The organism is Halorientalis sp. (assembly GCF_028275115.1).
In the GTDB taxonomy this organism is placed as follows: Archaea; Halobacteriota; Halobacteria; order Halobacteriales; family Haloarculaceae; genus Halorientalis.
Genome location: NZ_JAQCNH010000019.1, coordinates 36,477 through 53,447, shown reverse-complemented (window position 1 = coordinate 53,447; position 16,971 = coordinate 36,477). Strand labels below are relative to the sequence as shown.

At 64.9% G+C, this 16,971-nt stretch carries 11 protein-coding genes and 1 pseudogene; 10 read left to right on the top strand and 2 right to left on the bottom strand.

The window, feature by feature from the left end:
• The first annotated feature begins 119 nt into the window (after positions 1-119).
• The 5 genes and pseudogenes from Q0964_RS02345 (at position 120) to Q0964_RS02325 (ending at position 3,703) form a co-directional block, all read left to right on the top strand.
• Positions 120-266, top strand: coding sequence for a hypothetical protein (locus Q0964_RS02345; protein ID WP_299263041.1), 147 nt, complete (start codon positions 120-122; stop codon positions 264-266).
• 39 nt (positions 267-305) lie between these two features.
• Positions 306-719 carry a DUF371 domain-containing protein gene (locus Q0964_RS02340; protein ID WP_299263040.1) on the top strand — a complete coding sequence of 138 codons (414 nt, stop codon included), beginning with the start codon at positions 306-308 and terminating at the stop codon, positions 717-719.
• Between the two features lie 528 nt (positions 720-1,247).
• Positions 1,248-1,394 (top strand): annotated as a pseudogene (locus Q0964_RS02335) (RNA-guided endonuclease TnpB family protein); the annotation flags it as partial.
• 379 nt (positions 1,395-1,773) lie between these two features.
• Positions 1,774-2,649 carry an endonuclease III domain-containing protein gene (locus tag Q0964_RS02330; RefSeq protein ID WP_299263038.1) on the top strand — a complete coding sequence of 292 codons (876 nt, stop codon included), beginning with the start codon at positions 1,774-1,776 and terminating at the stop codon, positions 2,647-2,649.
• The gene (locus Q0964_RS02325) at positions 2,642-3,703 is read left to right on the top strand and encodes a phosphotransferase family protein (RefSeq protein WP_299263036.1); all 1,062 of its coding nucleotides are present in this window, start codon (positions 2,642-2,644) and stop codon (positions 3,701-3,703) included. The genes Q0964_RS02330 and Q0964_RS02325 overlap by 8 nt, the downstream gene beginning before the upstream one ends.
• 354 nt (positions 3,704-4,057) lie before the next feature.
• Here the strand turns inward: Q0964_RS02325 and Q0964_RS02320 are convergent, their stop codons facing one another.
• Positions 4,058-5,983, bottom strand: a complete 1,926-nt coding sequence (locus Q0964_RS02320; protein WP_299263034.1) for a beta-CASP ribonuclease aCPSF1 — start codon at positions 5,981-5,983, stop codon at positions 4,058-4,060.
• Between the two features lie 260 nt (positions 5,984-6,243).
• Between Q0964_RS02320 and Q0964_RS02315 the strand changes: the two genes are divergently transcribed.
• The 3 genes from Q0964_RS02315 to gltB all read left to right on the top strand — a co-directional run bounded on the left by Q0964_RS02315 (position 6,244) and on the right by gltB (position 13,713).
• Complete coding sequence (locus Q0964_RS02315; protein ID WP_299263032.1) at positions 6,244-6,726, top strand: DUF7984 family protein; 483 nt, start codon at positions 6,244-6,246, stop codon at positions 6,724-6,726.
• A 662-nt stretch (positions 6,727-7,388) separates the two neighbouring features.
• On the top strand, positions 7,389-8,840 hold the full coding sequence (gene proS / locus Q0964_RS02310; protein ID WP_299263030.1) for a proline--tRNA ligase: 1,452 nt from the start codon (positions 7,389-7,391) through the stop codon (positions 8,838-8,840).
• A 259-nt stretch (positions 8,841-9,099) separates the two neighbouring features.
• On the top strand, positions 9,100-13,713 hold the full coding sequence (gene gltB / locus Q0964_RS02305; protein WP_299263028.1) for a glutamate synthase large subunit: 4,614 nt from the start codon (positions 9,100-9,102) through the stop codon (positions 13,711-13,713).
• A gap of 170 nt (positions 13,714-13,883) precedes the next feature.
• Here the strand turns inward: gltB and Q0964_RS02300 are convergent, their stop codons facing one another.
• Positions 13,884-14,048 carry a hypothetical protein gene (locus Q0964_RS02300; RefSeq protein ID WP_299263026.1) on the bottom strand — a complete coding sequence of 55 codons (165 nt, stop codon included), beginning with the start codon at positions 14,046-14,048 and terminating at the stop codon, positions 13,884-13,886.
• Between the two features lie 343 nt (positions 14,049-14,391).
• Here Q0964_RS02300 and Q0964_RS02295 point away from each other — a divergent pair, with 343 nt between their 5' ends.
• Together Q0964_RS02295 and Q0964_RS02290 are read left to right on the top strand one after the other, a co-directional pair.
• Positions 14,392-15,381, top strand: a complete 990-nt coding sequence (locus Q0964_RS02295; RefSeq protein ID WP_299263024.1) for an NAD-dependent epimerase/dehydratase family protein — start codon at positions 14,392-14,394, stop codon at positions 15,379-15,381.
• Positions 15,382-15,654: 273 nt separating this feature from the next.
• The gene (locus Q0964_RS02290; protein ID WP_299263022.1) at positions 15,655-16,710 is read left to right on the top strand and encodes an NAD(P)-dependent glycerol-1-phosphate dehydrogenase; all 1,056 of its coding nucleotides are present in this window, start codon (positions 15,655-15,657) and stop codon (positions 16,708-16,710) included.
• The last annotated feature ends 261 nt before the right edge of the window (positions 16,711-16,971 follow it).

Genomic DNA, 16,971 nt, shown 5'->3' with positions numbered 1-16,971 from the left:
TGTTCGGGCGGCCGCCTGTGCTATATCCTTTACGCGATGATCGGGCCTCGAAGGAGAGCCAGCCGACTACGTTCACTTCCACTCCGCAGAGGGCTCGTTTCGAAGTCGTCCACACTGACATGACCGAAGAGCTGTCCTGTACATGCGGTGGTTGCGACCGGGAGTTCCGCGCGGAGTCGCGCCGAATCACCTACTGGACCGAGGCCGGCGAGCGCCGCGCCGACGAGTGTCCTTGTGGAGCCGTCACGATCACTGTCGCACGGTGAAACGACCCGCTGAAGTGGACCGGGTGGATACGCCGGAGCATGGAAGAGGTCATACACGCACGCGGTCACGAGAACGTCTCGGCCGAGCACGCGAGCACCTTCGAGGTCACGAGCGACGACCACCTCACCCCGGCTGGCGACTGTATCCTGGGGGTCGGAGCCGACCGCGTCCCCGCCGATTTCGACGCCGAGTTCGTCGCTGCCTGCCAATCGGCCGACGCGACGATCACCGTCACGCTGGCGGCGGATGGCTACACCGAGACCGTCAGCGGTCGTGGCCATCCCAGCCTCGTCTTCGAGAACGAACGCAGCGCCGTTGGCCGCACGAGCGACTACGTCGACGACCGCACGATTGTGCTCGACGCCGACAAGGCCGCCGGCGGCCTCGACCGTGACCTCGTCGCGGCACTGACCGACGGCGCGGACCTGACGGTGACACTGACCGTCGAGTGAGAACCACAATCGGACAGTCCTGCTCGAGAGTGAATCGGTTTTAACACATCGACCGGAGGCGAACGCATGTCACGACAACAGCAGGGACTGCCGTTCGAAGCGGAGCGACTCGTCAAAATCGTCTTCGCAGCGGCGGCCGTCGTCCTCGTCGGGACGGTTATTTAGCTGAATGCAGGCGCTAAGCCCCCGTCCTCAACAAGCACCGCAGTCCGTGCAAGCGGACAAGGGGCGCAGTGGGGCGGGGATACAGCGTCCCCAGAAATCGGCGATTTCTGGTGTGCGAACGAATCGCGGAGCGATTCGTCCACGCCGTCATCGTCTTTTTGCACCTTCCTGTTGCTGGCCCACAGGCCCACGCAAGCATTTTTATCCGAGAACGCTCAGTCAGAGTGTAAGATGGGCGTTCCGACCTGTGAACTTCGACTCACTGGTCGTTCCACGTCGAACGGCTCGTTCCTTGCGAAGTTCCCAGTCACGGACAGCGTTAGAACGCGACAAGAAGCGTGCGCTGTCCCACGGAACGCTCCCGTCGAGACACTAGGAGTGGGTCACTCCGAAGGTACGCCTGTGGAGACTGCGCTCCCTACGGGAACCACGCCGGTTCCTGCAAAGCGCGTCGTGGAAGCAGGAAAACCCACCCTCAGCGAGCGCGTCAGCGCGAGCAGGGTGGGGTAGTTCACGCTGTACTCAGTATCGCGATCCAGGGTGGACGGGTCGACGCCGTCGACTCGTTCACTGGCCCGTTGACCAGCGTACCGTGCCGGCCTCTTTATTAGGGTCGTCTGGGCAGCGATGACTCAAGCGAGCAGAGACGCGTTGCTCAGGGGTAGTCCGCTGGTGTACGTGGGGTCGCTGGTGGGGAGGATTCCGAGTTTCGCACTGGCCGGCGGTGGGGTGGGATCGGGACGATACCCGGGCCGGTGTACCAGGTCACATTCTTTCTCGGGTTCGTAATGGCCGTCCGACTGTACCACGGAAAGAACATCCCCCCTGGTGTCGGCGTCCGTTTCTGAGGATCCGGTGGGCCTTTTGAGGCTGGGTCGCTAGACGCAGTATGTCCGACGACCCCGAACCGGCCGAGAATATCAGCGGTGGGACCGCGGGCGGTGGCTACACCGACACCTTCGACGCCGACACGCCCGCGACCCGCGCCGAAGCCGTCGTCGACCGCCTCGGCGACCTGTACTGGCAGAAATCGTACGGCGGCCGGGACGCGTTCGAGTGCCTCGTCCGCACGATACTGAGCCAGAACACCAGCGACGTGGCCAGCCAGCCGGCCTACGACGCCCTGATGGACCGGTATAGGGCGCGAGAGGAACAACGTGGCTCGAATAGCGCGGGCGGTGAGCAAAGCGAACCGCGAGCAGAGGATGACCTCGCGGTGGCCCTCGCGAACGCCGACCAGCCCACACTCGCCGAGACGATCAGTTCGGCTGGACTCTACAACCAGAAGTCGGAGCGGATCGTCAACGTCGCCGCTCGGGTCGTCACGGAGTACGGCGGCGAAGCGGGGTTCAACGCGTTCGTCCGCGAAGACGGCCCCGAGGCGGTACGAGACACGCTGCTGGACGTGACCGGCGTCGGCCCGAAAACCGCGGACTGTGTGTTGCTGTTCGCGGGCGGCCGTGACGGCGTCTTCCCCGTCGACACACACGTCCACCGCATCGCCCGCCGGATCGGACTCGCGCCGCCCGAGGCCGACCACGAGGGCGTCCGGGAACATCTAGAACGGGACGTACCCGGCGGAAAGTGCGGTTTCGGCCACACCGCCATGATTCAGTTCGGACGCGAGTACTGTTCGGCCCGGAGGCCCGACTGTCTCGACGACCCCGAGGCCTGTCCGATGGCGGACATCTGCGAGCGGGTCGGCGTCGACCCGGCGAGCGGCGACGCAACCGACCCCGCCGAGGCCGGGGTGGCCGATGACTGAGACGACCGGCGGTGCGAGCCGCTATCTCGACACGGAGGGGGTCTACAGCCGGGTCGCGGAGCGCCTCGGCCGGGCCGAGACGTGGTCACTTAGCCACCACGACGCTGGACTGGGCAACGAGACGCTGTTTCTCGGCTGGGGGCCGCGGCAATTCGTCCTCCGCCGACCGCCACTCTCGGGGACGGCGACGGCGAGCCACGACGTGGGCCGGGAGTACCAGGTGTTGTCGGCGCTGGACTGGACCGACCTCCCGACGCCACGGCCGGTGCTAGCCTGCGAAGACGAAGCCGTCGCTGGCGCAACGTTCACCGTCCAGCAACGGCTGTCGGGGGACGTACTCCGCCACGGCGAACCCGTCGAGTACGCGGCGCCGAGCCATCGAGAGACGGTGGCCGAGGAACTCGTCGACACGCTCGCGGCGATTCACGCTGTCGACCCGACAGACGTCGAACTGGCCGACCTCGGCCATTCAGACCTCTCGGCCCGACTCGAAGCCTGGCGCGGCCGGTTCGACCGATACCGCGCCGAAACGGACCGCGAGGTTCCGGACGCCGACGCGGTGGCCGGCTGGCTCGCCACGAATATCCCGGCGTCGGTCGACCGAACGCTCGTCCACGGGGACTATACGCTGGCGAACGTGACGTTCAGCCGCTCGACGCCGCCCGAGCTCGTCGGTGTGTTGGACTGGGAGCGGGCAGGTGCCGGTGATCCGCTGGTCGACCTCGGCCGGTTGACGGCGTTCTGGTTCGAGGACGAGACAGAACGCGCGGCCCTCCCCACGGCCGCGGTGCCAGGGTTCACGACGCGCGAGGGGTTCCCGGCGCGGTCGGCACTCGTGGACCGTTACGAGCGCGAGACCGGCCGGACGTTCACGAACAGCCAGTTCTACCGCGCGCTCGCGGTGTACGAACAGGCCGCCGTCTGCGAGGGTTATTATCTCCGGCACCTGCGAGGCGAGTCGGACCGGCCGGCGTTCGCGGCGATGGGCGACGCGGTTCCGGCACTGGTTGGACGCGCCAGGCAGATAATCGAGGGAGCAGCGCGCGGACCCTGAGCGGGTGACCCCGCTGTGACCGTCATCCCGGAGAGCCGGGGGGTGAGCGAGCAGGCGACACGGGGGGTGTCCGACGGAGCGGCGTGTCGCACACTCGCCAAGTCCGCTCCGCGGCCGCGGTCAGGTCACGGTCGGGGCTGGTCGGGGTTCGGGGTATAAATCTACGGCCGGTATGGCCGGCGGCTCGACGCGTAGCAACTGGCGGCCGGTTGGTAATCGATAGCACTGAGAGACACCGGTGGCCGGTGAGACCGTCGTTTGCGAGGCGGGCGACGTCCGCGACGTGTGTCGAGTCAGACGAGTCGTTTCGCACTCTCGTGCTCGAAGCCGACTTGGACGACGGTCTGGCTCCGATCAGAGAAACCGGAACGTCTCCAGGTTCTTCGGCGCGAACGTCCGCATGTTGAATTCGTGGTACAGCGCCGAGGACAGGTCCTGTGTGGACTGTTCGTCGCCGTGGACACAGAGTACTTTTTCCGGACGTGGGTTCATCGTCTTCACGAAGTTCTCGAGGCCCTGTCGGTCGGCGTGGCCGGAGAACCCGTCGACGGTCTCGACGTCGCAGTTCAGCGTCAGCGAGTCCGACCGCCCGCGACCGCGACTGTTGCCCAGCGGGACCTTGTCCTGGCCCTTCTGGATGCGGCGGCCGAGCGTCCCCTGTGCCTGGTACCCGACGAACGTCAGCGTCGTGTCCGGGTCCGGCCCGAGGTGTTCGAGCCAGGACATGATCGGGCCGCCAGTGACCATCCCCGAAGTCGAGAGGATGATGGCGGGGTCGCCGTCGGCGACCTCCTGACGCTCTTCCTCGCCGCCGTCGATGTGGTTGAACTGGTCGGCCAGAAACGGGTTCTCGTCGTCGTGGAAGATCCGGTCGCGCAGGTCGTCGCGCAGATACTCCGGATAGGTGGTGTGGATAGCCGTCGCCTCCCAGATCATCCCGTCGAGGTGAACCGGCATCTCCGGAACGTCGCCGCTACGCATCGCCTCCTCGATGACGAGCATCATCTCCTGAGAGCGGCCCACCGCGAACGCGGGGATCAGAATCTTCCCGCCTTCGTCGTGGGTCTCCTGGATGACGTCTTTGAGTCTGCGCTCGGAGTCTTCCTGGTCGGTCTGGTAGTCGTTGCGCCCACCGTATGTGGACTCGAGGACGAGGGTCTCGACCCGAGGGAACTCGTTGACTGCGCCATTGAACAGGCGTGTGTCCTCGTAGTGGATATCGCCGGAGAAGGCGACGTTGTACAGTCCGTCGCCGACGTGGAAGTGAGAGATGGAGGAACCGAGGATGTGGCCCGCGTTGTGGAGCGTGAGCTTGATATCCGGCGAGATGTCGGTCACGTCGCCGTACTCGAGGGGGATGCAGTGTTTGATCGCCTCGCGAACCATCTCAGACTCGTACGGCGGCGCGCGGCCCTCCTTGGCTGCTACGTCGAGATAGTCCAGCGTGAGCAGTCCCATCAGGTCACGGGTGGGTTCCGTGCAGTAGATCGGGCCGTCGTAGCCGTATTTGAACAGGAGCGGGATGAGCGCCGAGTGGTCGAGGTGGGCGTGAGTCAAGACGACTGCATCAAGCGAGTTCGCGCCTGACCCCAGCGCCTCGGGGACCTGCAGGTATGGCACTTCGTCCTCGGCACCGGGCTTGTCGCCGCAGTCGACCAGGATTCTGGTCTCCGGCGTCGAGAGGATGAACGAGGCGCGCCCGACCTCCCGGCAGCACCCGAGGGTGGTGATACGCACCCACTCGTCGTCGGACATCTCCTCGCGGTGGATCTGTCGGCCGATCCGTTCGAGGATGTCTCGGCGTTCGTCACGTTCCTGTTTGAGGAAGTTTCGAACGTTCGAGACCGTCGAGGACTCGATAGGCGGTGTCCGAACGACCTCGGGGGTCCAGCCGACCAGCTGTGTGATCTCCCGTAACGTCGATCCGTGACGGCCGATCACCATGCCGGGTTTCTCGGCTTCGACGACGACTTCACCGGTGTCGGCGTGGAAGTCCAGATCGGTGATACCGGCCTCCTCGGGCGTCACGTCCATGATCTGCTCGCGGGCCGTGTCCGGCACCGAGAGCACGTCCGGGTCCGGCCGGACGGTGATGCGTTTACGCAACTGGCTCGCCAGTTGCCGGATGAGATCGCCGTTCTGTGCGAACTTCTTCGGGTCGCGTGTGTACACGACCAACTCGGGCCCCTCGTACTGGACGTCCGAAATGGAAATGTCGTCGGGGACTTCGCTGACGATCTCTGCTTTCAACTCGTCTAACTGATTTTCTACCGTACTCATAGCTCGAAAATGGCCGAAAAGCGGTCCTGCATCCCAGCGGTGCGTCGCTGGCGGATGGTGGGGAGGTTCTCCACCGGCCCCCAGACGGCGGGATACAGGCTATCTCCTGTAAGGGTCATAGTGTCTTTGTGATCCGCTATATGCGGTCCGAACGCCTCGTTGCAGGATGGGTCCGGAAAACCGGCCTGTATGCGGCTTTATTGCCCCTCCATTATAAAAGCCTTCGCAAAACAGTAGGTATTTCGAGACGAGAGGTGTGTATGAACGTCTCTCAGTCCGTCGTCGCCGACGAACACGAGTGGGTTCGCAACCGCGCACCGACCGTCGTCGCGTTGATCGACACCGTCCGGGCCGACTTATGCGACCAGTTCGGGACCGAAGTGGGCACAGTAACGCTTGGCCAGTACCACGCAGCCGTCGACGAGGTGTTCGCCAACGGCGACTTGGCGGTCAACGTCGCCGCGCTGACCCGTTTGCTGCGGGACCTCGATGTCGACGGGGACTACCCGGGATTCGTCGTCGACGAGTTGCTCGGTCGGGAACTGGCTGGCATGGTCGCAGGGACCCAGCCACTCCGGTTGCTGGGTGAGGCGACGTTCCATTACGCGGACGTGCTGACCCACGGCGACGCCGGCGACCCGGCCGGCGCGGACGACCTCGACGCTGCACTGGCCGCGGGGTTCCAGACGCGCCTGCCTGGTTGGGAGTGGACAGAGAGCCGGAGTCCGTTCGAGAGCGAGTGATCGACCGGCCACGGCGGGCGCTCGGAAACAGGTCGGAAACCATAGAACGGCGAGCGCGAGTTGGTGCCACCCTCTGGGCCACACCCCAGTGGTTCCCACTGTACCCCCCCAGGTACCGTCGCGAGGGAACCGATTGCGTACCACGGGTCGTTCCCCGATGGCCCCCTCAACCATCGGGCTACGTATTTGCAGACACTCTCGGGTCCTGTAAGCTTCGCCGGATATAGATGGGCATTTATATTAGCTACCGCCCGGATGGTGGTGCCAACGCGGTTCGGATCCACGGGTGACTGAGGACAGTCGCCCGGGACTGCAGCCTCGGCCCGAAAGGTCACGTCGAGGCACTGGTCGACCCAATCAGGATGGTCCGCGGCGGCGACGATACCGGTCTCCGGGTCGGACTCGACGAAGCCGCAGGTCAATTCGGCCCGCGTGGCGTTGCTGTACTCTCGGAGGTAGTGGAAGATGAACCGACGGGTGTAGTTCGACAGTGTTTCAAGACGGTCCTCGTCGGGGTGGGGCGGAACGGGGATAGCATCGCGACGCATAATCACATTTGAGCGCAGGCTGGTTATTTATTTTCGCGGCGTGGCCGCGATATACTCCGGCGGTAACTCCACCGGACACGGCGGGTTTATTACTCTCGTGTCGGACTACGGTATATGAGCGATTCGCAGGAACTCGGCATCACCGAGAGCAAAGAACACGCGACGGGCGAGTGGTACGCAGAAGTGATTCAGAAAGCCAAACTCGCTGACTACGCCCCGATGGGCGGGTTCATCGTGACGCGTCCGCGTGGCTACGCGCTTTGGGAGCGCCTCCAGAACCATCTCGACGCGTGGTTCAAAGACACGGGTGTCACCAACGCGTACTTTCCGATGTTCATTCCGGAATCCTACCTCGAGAGAGAAAAGGACATCGTGGAGGGGTTCGACCCCGAAGTGGCGTGGGTCACTCACGGTGGCTACGACGAACTCGAGGAGCGCCTGGCCGTGCGCCCGACGAGCGAATCGATCATTACGCCCTTTCTCGCTCAGTGGACCCGGAGCCACCGCGACCTCCCCCATCGGGTCAACCAGTGGTGTTCGGTCGTCCGCTGGGAGGCCACAGAGACCAAGCCCTTCTTCCGCACCAAGGAGTTCCTCTGGCAGGAGGGTCACACCGCCCACGAGGACGGCGACGAGGCCCGGGACGAGGCGATGACCCGTCTTGACCAGTACGAGAATCTGTACGAGGACGTGCTCGCCATCCCGGTGCTGCGCGGTCGCAAGCCGGACCACGACAAGTTCCCGGGTGCCGACACCACGACTACCGTCGAGGCACTGATGCCCGACGGCAAGTCCGTACAGGGCGCGACGTCACACTATCTCGGGACTTCCTTCGCCGAGGCCTACGACGTGACCTACGTCGACGAGAGCGAAGACGAACAGACCGCACACACTACCTCCTGGGGGCTGTCTTGGCGCTCGCTGGGCGCGCTGGTAATGACTCACTCCGACGACCAGGGACTCGTCCTCCCACCCGCCCTGGCACCCGAACAGGTCGTAATCGTTCCCATCTGGCAGGAGGACACGAAAGACGACGTACTGCGATACGCAGAGGAACTGGAGACAGCGCTCTCGGACCGGTTCCGCGTTCACTTCGACGGCCGCGACGAGCGCAATCCCGGGTTCAAATTCAACGAGTGGGAGCTCAAAGGGGTCCCACTTCGGATCGAGGTCGGCCCCGACGAGGTCGACGACGAGGAGGTCACGCTGGTCCACCGCCCCGACGGCGAGACCGAGACCGTCGACCGCGACGGACTCGCAGGCGCCGTCGACAGCCACCTCGACACCGTGTTCGCCAAGCTGAAAGCCGACGCCGAACAGAACCTCGAGACGAACGTTCGCGAAGCACACAGCCGCGAGGAGATCTTGGGTACCATCGGCCAGCACGGTGGCTACGTCAAGGCGCCGTGGTGTAGCGACGAGGACTGCGAGGAGCCAATCAAGAACGCCATCGCCGCCGAGATCGTCATGGTCCCGATGGACCCCGACGAGGAGCCCATCGGCGACGAGTGTGCGATCTGTGGCGAGTCGGCCACAGAAACCGCATACTTCGCGAAAAGCTACTGAGCCCCGGAGAACAACCAGCCGATCTCGTCCCCGACGCGTGGCAACCCGACGCTCTGACCGGTACTCCCACGCGGCCGAGTCCAAAACGTCCGCCGGTCGGGGGCAGGTTCCAGCGGTCAGAGGCAGCCGTCCTCTATTCTTCCTCTCTGTCATGTTCCGGCAGCGTCGTAATGAACGTGTTTATATGCCCTTATTTGCGTTTAACAGACCCTTAGCCCTTGAGGGACAGTCTCTTAACTGGTCAGTCTTACTAGTGTGTATGGTTGGGCAACGGACTACTGATGAGTCTGCGAGCGAGGTCGGGCTCGCGGATCCCACTGACGCACGGTCTAACTGTGGCGTTGGCATCGTGATGGACCTTGACGGGGGTCGAGATAACGATGTCGTCGCCGACGGTTTGGAACTGCTCGCGAACCTCGAACACCGCGGAACGACGGGCGCGGAGGAAGACACCGGCGACGGTGCCGGAATCTTGCTCCAGATGCCCCACGAGTTCTTCGACGCCGAGGTCGACGCCGAACTCCCGCCTCGGGGTGAGTACGCGGTCGGGTCGCTCTTTCTCCCACGGGACGACGAAACTGCCGCTGGACTGAAAGACCTGTTCGAGTCGGAACTCGCGTCTGCGGGGCTGGAAGTGTTCCACTGGCGCACCGTCCCGACGGACAACGAGACGCTCGGCTCGACGGCGGTCGAGTCCGAGCCGCGCGTCGAGCAGGCGTTCGTTCGCCCCGACGGAGCGGTGGACGACGAGGAGTTCGACAAGCGTCTCTACGTCGGGCGACGGGTCGTGGAGAACACGGTCGAAGACGAGCAACCGGCGGGTCACGATCGCTTCTACGTCGTCTCTCTCGATCAGGACACGGTCGTCTACAAGGGTCTCCTGCTCGCGGAACAACTCCCGGACTACTACCCCGATCTCACCGACGAGCGGATGGCTTCGACGTTCGCGATGGTTCACGCGCGGTTCTCGACGAACACGCTCGGCGCGTGGCACCTCGCACACCCCTACCGCAACGTCATCCACAACGGCGAGTTCAACACCATCCAGGGGAACATCAACTGGATGCGCGCCCGCGAAACGGACCTCTCCGCGGAAGGCTTCGCCGACCACTACTCCGACGAGGAGATGGAGAAACTCATGCCGATCATCGACGACCCCGAGCAGTCAGACACGGCCAGCGTCGACAACGGCCTGGAACTGCTCATGGAGGGGGGCCGTGACCTTCCCCACGCCCTCCGAATGCTCATTCCGGAGGCCTGGCGCGGCGAGGCCAACATGATCTCCGAGAAGCGACGGGACTGGTACGACTACCACGCCTCGCTGGTCGAGCCCTGGGACGGGCCGGCGCTGGTCGCCGCAACCGACGGCGAACGAATCGGCGCGGTGCTGGACCGAAACGGCCTGCGTCCCTGTCGCTACGACATCCTCCAGGACGGCCGCCTCGTAATGTCCAGCGAGGCCGGCGCGCTGGACCACGACCCCGCGGAGATCAGGGAGCGCGGTCGCCTCCAGCCGGGCCAGTTGTTCCTCGCCGACCCCAACGAGGGTCGGGTCATTCCCGACGACGAAGTGTTCGACCGGCTCACCGACGAGAAGTACGCCGAATGGGTCGAACAGGAACAGGTCCACATCGACGACGTGGCCGACCACGAGACCGACCCCCGAGACGGAGTCGACGCGCTGCGTGCTTACCAGGCATTGTACGGCTACACGTACGACGAGGTCGACCACCTCATTCAGCCGATGGCCGAGAAGGGGAAGGACCCGGTGGGTTCGATGGGCGACGACACGCCGCTATCGGTCCTCACCGACCACAACCGGCCGCTGTTCAGCTACTTCAAACAGCTGTTCGCCCAGGTTACGAACCCGCCGCTCGACTACATTCGAGAGGAACTCGTAACCTCGCTTGAGTCCCGACTGGGCCACCAGCAGAACCTGCTAGACGAGAGCCAGGACCACGCCCGCCAGCTCGTCGTCGACTCACCCGTCCTCACGGACGAGGAGACGGCAGCTATCAAGAAGCTGGGGTCATCTGACGATGCCCCTGCAAATCAGAGCTCTGCGAGCTCTGGTGAGACCGACGAGAACGGGCTGTCGACGGCGGTGGTCGACATCACATACGACCCCGAAGAGACGGATCTCCGTGAGGCCGTCGAGGGGGTTCGGGCGGAGGCCGACGAGGCTGCGACCGAGTACGACATCCTCGTCCTCTCCGACCGGAGTGCCGGCGAGGACGCCGTCCCGATTCCGAGTCTGCTTGCCGTGGGTGGCGTTCATCATCATCTCGTCCGTAACGGCCTGCGCAACCACGTCGGGCTCGTCGTCGAATCGGGCGACCCCAGGACCGTGCACCACTTCGCGACGCTGATCGGCTACGGTGCTGGCGCGGTTAACCCGTACCTGGCCTACCAGACCATCGAAGACCTCGTGGCCGGCCCGGACGGTGCGAACCTCGACGCCGCAATCGAAGCCTACATCGGGGCCGTCGAGGACGGTCTCCTCAAGACGATGGCCAAGATGGGCATCGCCACGGTCGAGAGCTACCAGGGCGCCCAGATTTTCGAGGCCGTCGGTCTCGACTCGGACTTCGTCGCCGAGTATTTCACGGGGACGACCTGCCGTACCGATGGTATAGAGATAGAGGACATCGAAAACGATCTGCAGGCCCGCTACGGCGTGGCCTTCGGCGACGACCCCGAAATCGAACGCCAGGGCGAGTTCGAGCACCGGACGGGCGGCATCCATCACCAGTGGAACCCCGAGACGGTCGGCACACTCCAGCAGGCCGTTCGTCAGGGCGACTACGAGAAGTACAGGGAGTTCGCCGAGAAAATCAACGACCAGACACGGAAGCTCCAGACTCTCCGGGGACTGCTCGAGTTCGAGGAGGAGCGTGAGTCTATCCCGGTCGAAGATGTTGAGCCCATCGGAGACATCGTCGAGCGCTTCGAGACGGCCGCGATGAGCCTCGGTTCGCTGTCGCCGGAGATGCACGAGAACAACGCCATCGCAATGAACCGGTTGGGGGCCAACGCCAACACCGGCGAGGGCGGTGAACCGCCAGAGCGCTTCGGCACCGAGAAGGAGTGTACGACCAAACAGGTCGCGTCCGGCCGCTTCGGGGTCACCAGCGACTACCTCTCGGCCGCCGAGGAGATTCAGATCAAGATGGCACAGGGGTCGAAGCCGGGTGAGGGTGGTCACCTGCCTGGCAAAAAGGTCAACGAGATGATCGCCCACGTCCGGTACGCCACACCGGGCGTCGGTCTCATCTCGCCGCCGCCGCTGCACGACATCTACTCCATCGAGGACCTCAAGCAGTTGATCCACGACCTCAAGGCGGCCAACCCCGACGCCGACGTCAACGTCAAACTGGTTGCCGAGGACGGCATCGGTACAATCGCCGCAGGTGTGGCAAAAGCCAACGCCGACAAAGTCCACATTTCCGGTCACGACGGCGGGACGGGTGCGTCGCCGAAGACCTCGATCAAGAGCGCGGGTCTGCCCTGGGAACTGGGCGTGGCGGAGGCCAACCAGATGCTCCGGGCGACGGGTCTTCGTTCGCGAATCAAGGTCTCGACCGACGGCGGAATGAAAACCGGCCGCGACGTGGCCGTCGCCGCTCTGTTCGGCGCGGAGGGGTACGCCTTCGGGACCGCCTCGATGGTCACCTCCGGCTGTGTGATGGCCCGGCAGTGCCACGAGAACACCTGCCCGGTCGGCGTAGCCACCCAGAACGAGAAGTTGCGCGCTCGGTTCCCTGGCACGCCGGAGAACGTCATCAACTACATGACCTTCGTCGCACAGGAACTACGCGAGATTATGGCCGAGCTCGGCTTCGAGACGGTCAACGAGATGATCGGTCGTGTGGACGTGCTCCAGCAGCGTGACGACGTCGAGCATCCCAAGGCCAGGAAGCTCGACCTCTCGTCTATCCTCGCCGAACCCGCGGGCGACGACGACCGCTACAAGACTCGCGAGCAGACACACGAAGTCGACGAACAACTCGGCTGGGACATTCTCGAGGAGATCGGCGACACGATCGAGACGGGCGACCCGGTCAGCCTGTCGATGGACATCGACAACGTCGACCGCGCGGTCGGCGCGACGCTCTCGAACCGTATCTCACAGGAACACGGCGCACCCGGCCTCCCCAGCGACACCATCCGCGTCGACTTCGAGGGTGTGGCCGGACAGAGCTTCGGTGCCTTCCTCCAGGACGGTGTCACGTTCGAGCTGACCGGCACCGCCAACGACTACGTCGGCAAAGGTCTCTCCGGCGGAAAGATGGTCATCAACACACCCGCAGAGGCGCCGTACGAACCAGAGGAGAACACCCTGATCGGCAACGTCGCCCTCTACGGGGCGACCCAGGGCGAGCTCTACGTCAACGGTCAGGCCGGCGAACGGTTCGCGGTCCGAAACTCCGGCGTGAAAGCCGTCGTCGAGTCGGTCGGCGACCACGGCTGTGAGTACATGACCGGCGGTGCGGTCGCGGTGCTTGGCGACACGGGCAAGAACTTCGCAGCCGGCATGTCGGGCGGAGTCGCCTACGTCCTCGACCGGGAGGGCGACTTCCCGCAGAAGGTGAATCGCGGGATGGTCTCGACGTCCGAGACCCTGGACGAGCGGGACCGCTCGATGCTCCGCCGACTGCTCGAGAACCACGTCGCGTACACCAGTTCGGACCGGGGTCAGTACATCCTCGAGAACTGGGAGGACGAGTTGAACAACTTCGTGAAGGTCCTACCCGACGCCTACGCGGAAATTATCGAAGAGGACGACGAGGCCGACGTGCGGACCGAACCGCCCGAGGCTGCGACTCCGAGCGCCGAGGCCGGCGAACGGGCAACGGGCCAGGCTGACGACTAACCACCGTTTTCCTCGGGTCGCCTCCGGCGGCCGCTCATCGAAAAACGTGGGCGAAAAAGCCGTGAGCGCGCCGACGGCGCGCTCGCGGTTGCTGTGCTCGCCGCTCTCCGCACCCGTGACTACCCATCTTTTCGCCTTCGCGCCGCAAAAAACCGACCGGGTCGGCGACGTTAGCCGCTGTCCCGGAGGCCCTCGATTCGGGCTTCGAGGTCGTCGATGGCCGCCCGGACGTTCTGCTTCGCCGACTCGCTCATCTGCTCGGTTTCTTCGACGGCGTTGTCAAAGGCGTTCCAAAGGCGTTCGAGCGCCTGGTCGGCCTTGTCCGGGATAGGCATCCGTAAGATGTCACTCGTGAGTGGTGAGAGTTATCGGCGGATCGGAGACGATTCCAGCACCGGCCCAGGCCAGGGGCGCGGTCAGGACCCATCGGCGTCGTCGGTCGCGGCCATCGTGGCTCACCCGAGGAGCACGTCGAGGACGTTGCTGACGTTGCTGTCTGCCCAACACTCCGCGGACATGTTCGGCCATCCACGGAGTAGTCATAAATAGTTTTGATGTCAGCTGAACTGAAACAGACCGTCCCGACGCCGAAGCCACGCTCGACGAGGACCGACGACCGAGTGGGGGACGGACGCTCCACGGACGGACTTTTTTGAGCCGTCGCATCGAGGCTGTCCCATGGACACGGCGCTCGTCATCGGCGGGACGCGGTTCATCGGTCGCCACACTGTCGCCGAGTTGCGCGATCACGGCTACGACGTAGCGATCTTCAACCGAGGCGAACACGACAACCCCTTCGCCGACACGGCCGTCGAACACGTCCGGGGAGACCGGACCGACGACGCGGACTTGGCGGACGCCGCCCGCGCAGTCTCCCCTGACGTGGTGATCGACTGCGTGGCATACCGGCCCCGCGAGGTTCGGACGGCGACCCGCGTCTTCGACGATGCAGACGCCTACGTCTACGTCTCCAGCGGCGCGGCCTACGGTGAGGAGGCCATCCCGAAACGCGAGGGCGAAACCGCGCTCTGTCTGTGCTCGGACGAGCAGGCAACTGACGACTCGAACGCGAGTTACGGCCCCCGGAAGGCCGAGGGGGACCGCGCCGTCTTCGACGCCGCGGCCGAGGGGGTCCGGGCGATGAGCGTCCGGCCGTGCAACGTTTACGGTCCCCACGACTACACCGGTCGGGTGGACTACTGGATCGAGCGCGTCTCGAATCACGACCGCGTCCTCGTTCCCGGCGACGGGACGAACGTGTGGCACCGAGCCTACGTCGAGGACGTGGCCGCGGCGCTCCGGTTCGTCGCGGAGAACGGCGACTCGGGCGAGGCGTACAACGTCGGCGACCGTCGGGCGACGACACTGGACGAACTCGTCGGGGGCATCGCCACAGTGTTGGGCGAGTCGGTCGAGACGGTCCACGCCGGGTCGCGGGAACTCGCGGCCGGTGACATCGACACCGACGACTTCCCGCTCTACCGGTACTATCCGCACCTACTGTCGACGACGAAACTGGCGAGGCTGGGCTGGGAATCGACGCCGCACGCGGAGGCACTCGCCGCCACGGTCGACGAGTACGTCGAGAGCGACCGCGACGGGTACGAGCACGGCCCCGACCGCGAGGACGAGGCGAGGGTGCTTAACGTGTTGGACACGCTGGTGTAGACGACGGTACCCCGAAACAACGGACGTCTCGGCGACACGACCGACGTACGCTTCGCTGTCGAGACGACCCTCGCTGAACGCGCGTGCACACTCGCCGTCGATGTGGAACCGACCGCGATACTCGTGCCTGTCGCGGTCGGCCCGGCGTCCGACCAGTCGGTCGATTCTGTCACTGCCCGTGAGTAACTCTGCTGGACTGCCAGTCGGGCAGACAGGTGTCGAGGGCTTCTATCGAGAGAAAAGGGTTTCAGGTGTCGGCCGAGACAGAAACACATGTTCGATAAGTCGACGTGGATACGCCTGCCCCGGAACGTGGTGGTGGGGCACGGGGTTCTCGACCAGACGGTCGACGCGGTCGCGGAACTCCACCTGGCGGGGCGGCCGCTCGTGGTGACGAGCCCGACGCCCAAGGAGGTGGCAGGGAACCGCGTCGTCGGGGCGTTCGAAACGGAGGGGACCGACCCGGCACTGACGACGATTCAGGAGGCCAGTTTCGAGGCCGTCGAGCGCGTTATCGAGACGGCTCGGGCCGCGGACGTCGGGTTCCTGATCGGCGTCGGTGGTGGGAAGGTCATCGACATCACGAAGATGGCCGCCGACCAGTTGGGGAGAGGGTTCGTCTCGGTGCCGACGGCGGCCAGCCACGACGGGATCGTCAGCGGCCGCGGTTCGGTGCCCGGAGAAGATACGCGCCACAGCGTGGCCGCCGAACCGCCACTGGCGGTCGTGGCGGACACCGAAATTCTCGCGAACGCCCCCTGGCGGCTGACGACGGCCGGGTGTGCGGACATCATCAGCAACTACACCGCCGTCAAGGACTGGCAGCTCGCCCACCGGTTGAAAAACGTCGAGTACTCCGAGTACGCCGGCGCACTCAGTCAGATGACCGCCGAAATGCTCGTCGAGAACGCCGACTCTGTGAAACAGGGCTTGGAGGAGTCGGCCTGGATCGTAGTCAAGGCCTTAGTCTCCTCGGGTGTGGCGATGTCCATCGCGGGGTCGTCGCGGCCAGCCAGCGGTGCAGAGCACCTTTTTTCACACCAGCTCGACCGACTCGTGCCCGGAGCGGCGCTCCACGGTCATCAGGTCGGTGTCGGCTCGATTGTTATGGAGTACCTCCACAGCGGCGAGACGGAGTGGCGAAAAATTCGAGACGCGCTGGCCCGGATCGGGGCACCGACGACCGCCGAGGAGCTGGGAATCGACGACGAGACCGTCACCGAGTCGCTGACGACCGCCCACCGCATCCGGGACCGTTACACGATCCTGGGTGACGGCGTGAGCGAACCCGCGGCCCGCGAAGCGGCCCGCGCGACCGGCGTCATATGAGGCGGTGACTCCCTCACGGTTCGGCGCGCTACCGACGTGCGTGCTCGTCGGGCGGACGACCACCCGATACACCGGCCCGGTCTGGGTGTCGTGGGCGTTCTGAACGTCGCGATGGCGACGGCCTGCGCTCCGTCGATCCAACACCGTCGTCTGTGACCTGTGACCTGGAGAGGACCCGGACACGAGCTGTCGTGGAATGGGCCCGTCAGAGTTTCTCGACCTCTGTAGAAGGGCACAACCCTCGACTGACGCTGGACTGGG

Excerpts from the sequence above, each read along its gene's own strand:
- proS (WP_299263030.1), top strand. The coding sequence starts at position 7,389 with ATGAGCGATTCGCAGGAACTCGGCATCACCGAGAGCAAAGAACACGCG.
- Q0964_RS02290 (WP_299263022.1), top strand. The coding sequence starts at position 15,655 with ATGTTCGATAAGTCGACGTGGATACGCCTGCCCCGGAACGTGGTGGTG.
- Q0964_RS02315 (WP_299263032.1), top strand. The coding sequence starts at position 6,244 with ATGAACGTCTCTCAGTCCGTCGTCGCCGACGAACACGAGTGGGTTCGC.
- gltB (WP_299263028.1), top strand. The coding sequence starts at position 9,100 with ATGGTTGGGCAACGGACTACTGATGAGTCTGCGAGCGAGGTCGGGCTC.
- Q0964_RS02340 (WP_299263040.1), top strand. The coding sequence starts at position 306 with ATGGAAGAGGTCATACACGCACGCGGTCACGAGAACGTCTCGGCCGAG.
- Q0964_RS02325 (WP_299263036.1), top strand. The coding sequence starts at position 2,642 with ATGACTGAGACGACCGGCGGTGCGAGCCGCTATCTCGACACGGAGGGG.
- Q0964_RS02330 (WP_299263038.1), top strand. The coding sequence starts at position 1,774 with ATGTCCGACGACCCCGAACCGGCCGAGAATATCAGCGGTGGGACCGCG.
- Q0964_RS02295 (WP_299263024.1), top strand. The coding sequence starts at position 14,392 with ATGGACACGGCGCTCGTCATCGGCGGGACGCGGTTCATCGGTCGCCAC.
- Q0964_RS02320 (WP_299263034.1), bottom strand. The coding sequence starts at position 5,983 with ATGAGTACGGTAGAAAATCAGTTAGACGAGTTGAAAGCAGAGATCGTC.
- Q0964_RS02345 (WP_299263041.1), top strand. The coding sequence starts at position 120 with ATGACCGAAGAGCTGTCCTGTACATGCGGTGGTTGCGACCGGGAGTTC.
- Q0964_RS02300 (WP_299263026.1), bottom strand. The coding sequence starts at position 14,048 with ATGCCTATCCCGGACAAGGCCGACCAGGCGCTCGAACGCCTTTGGAAC.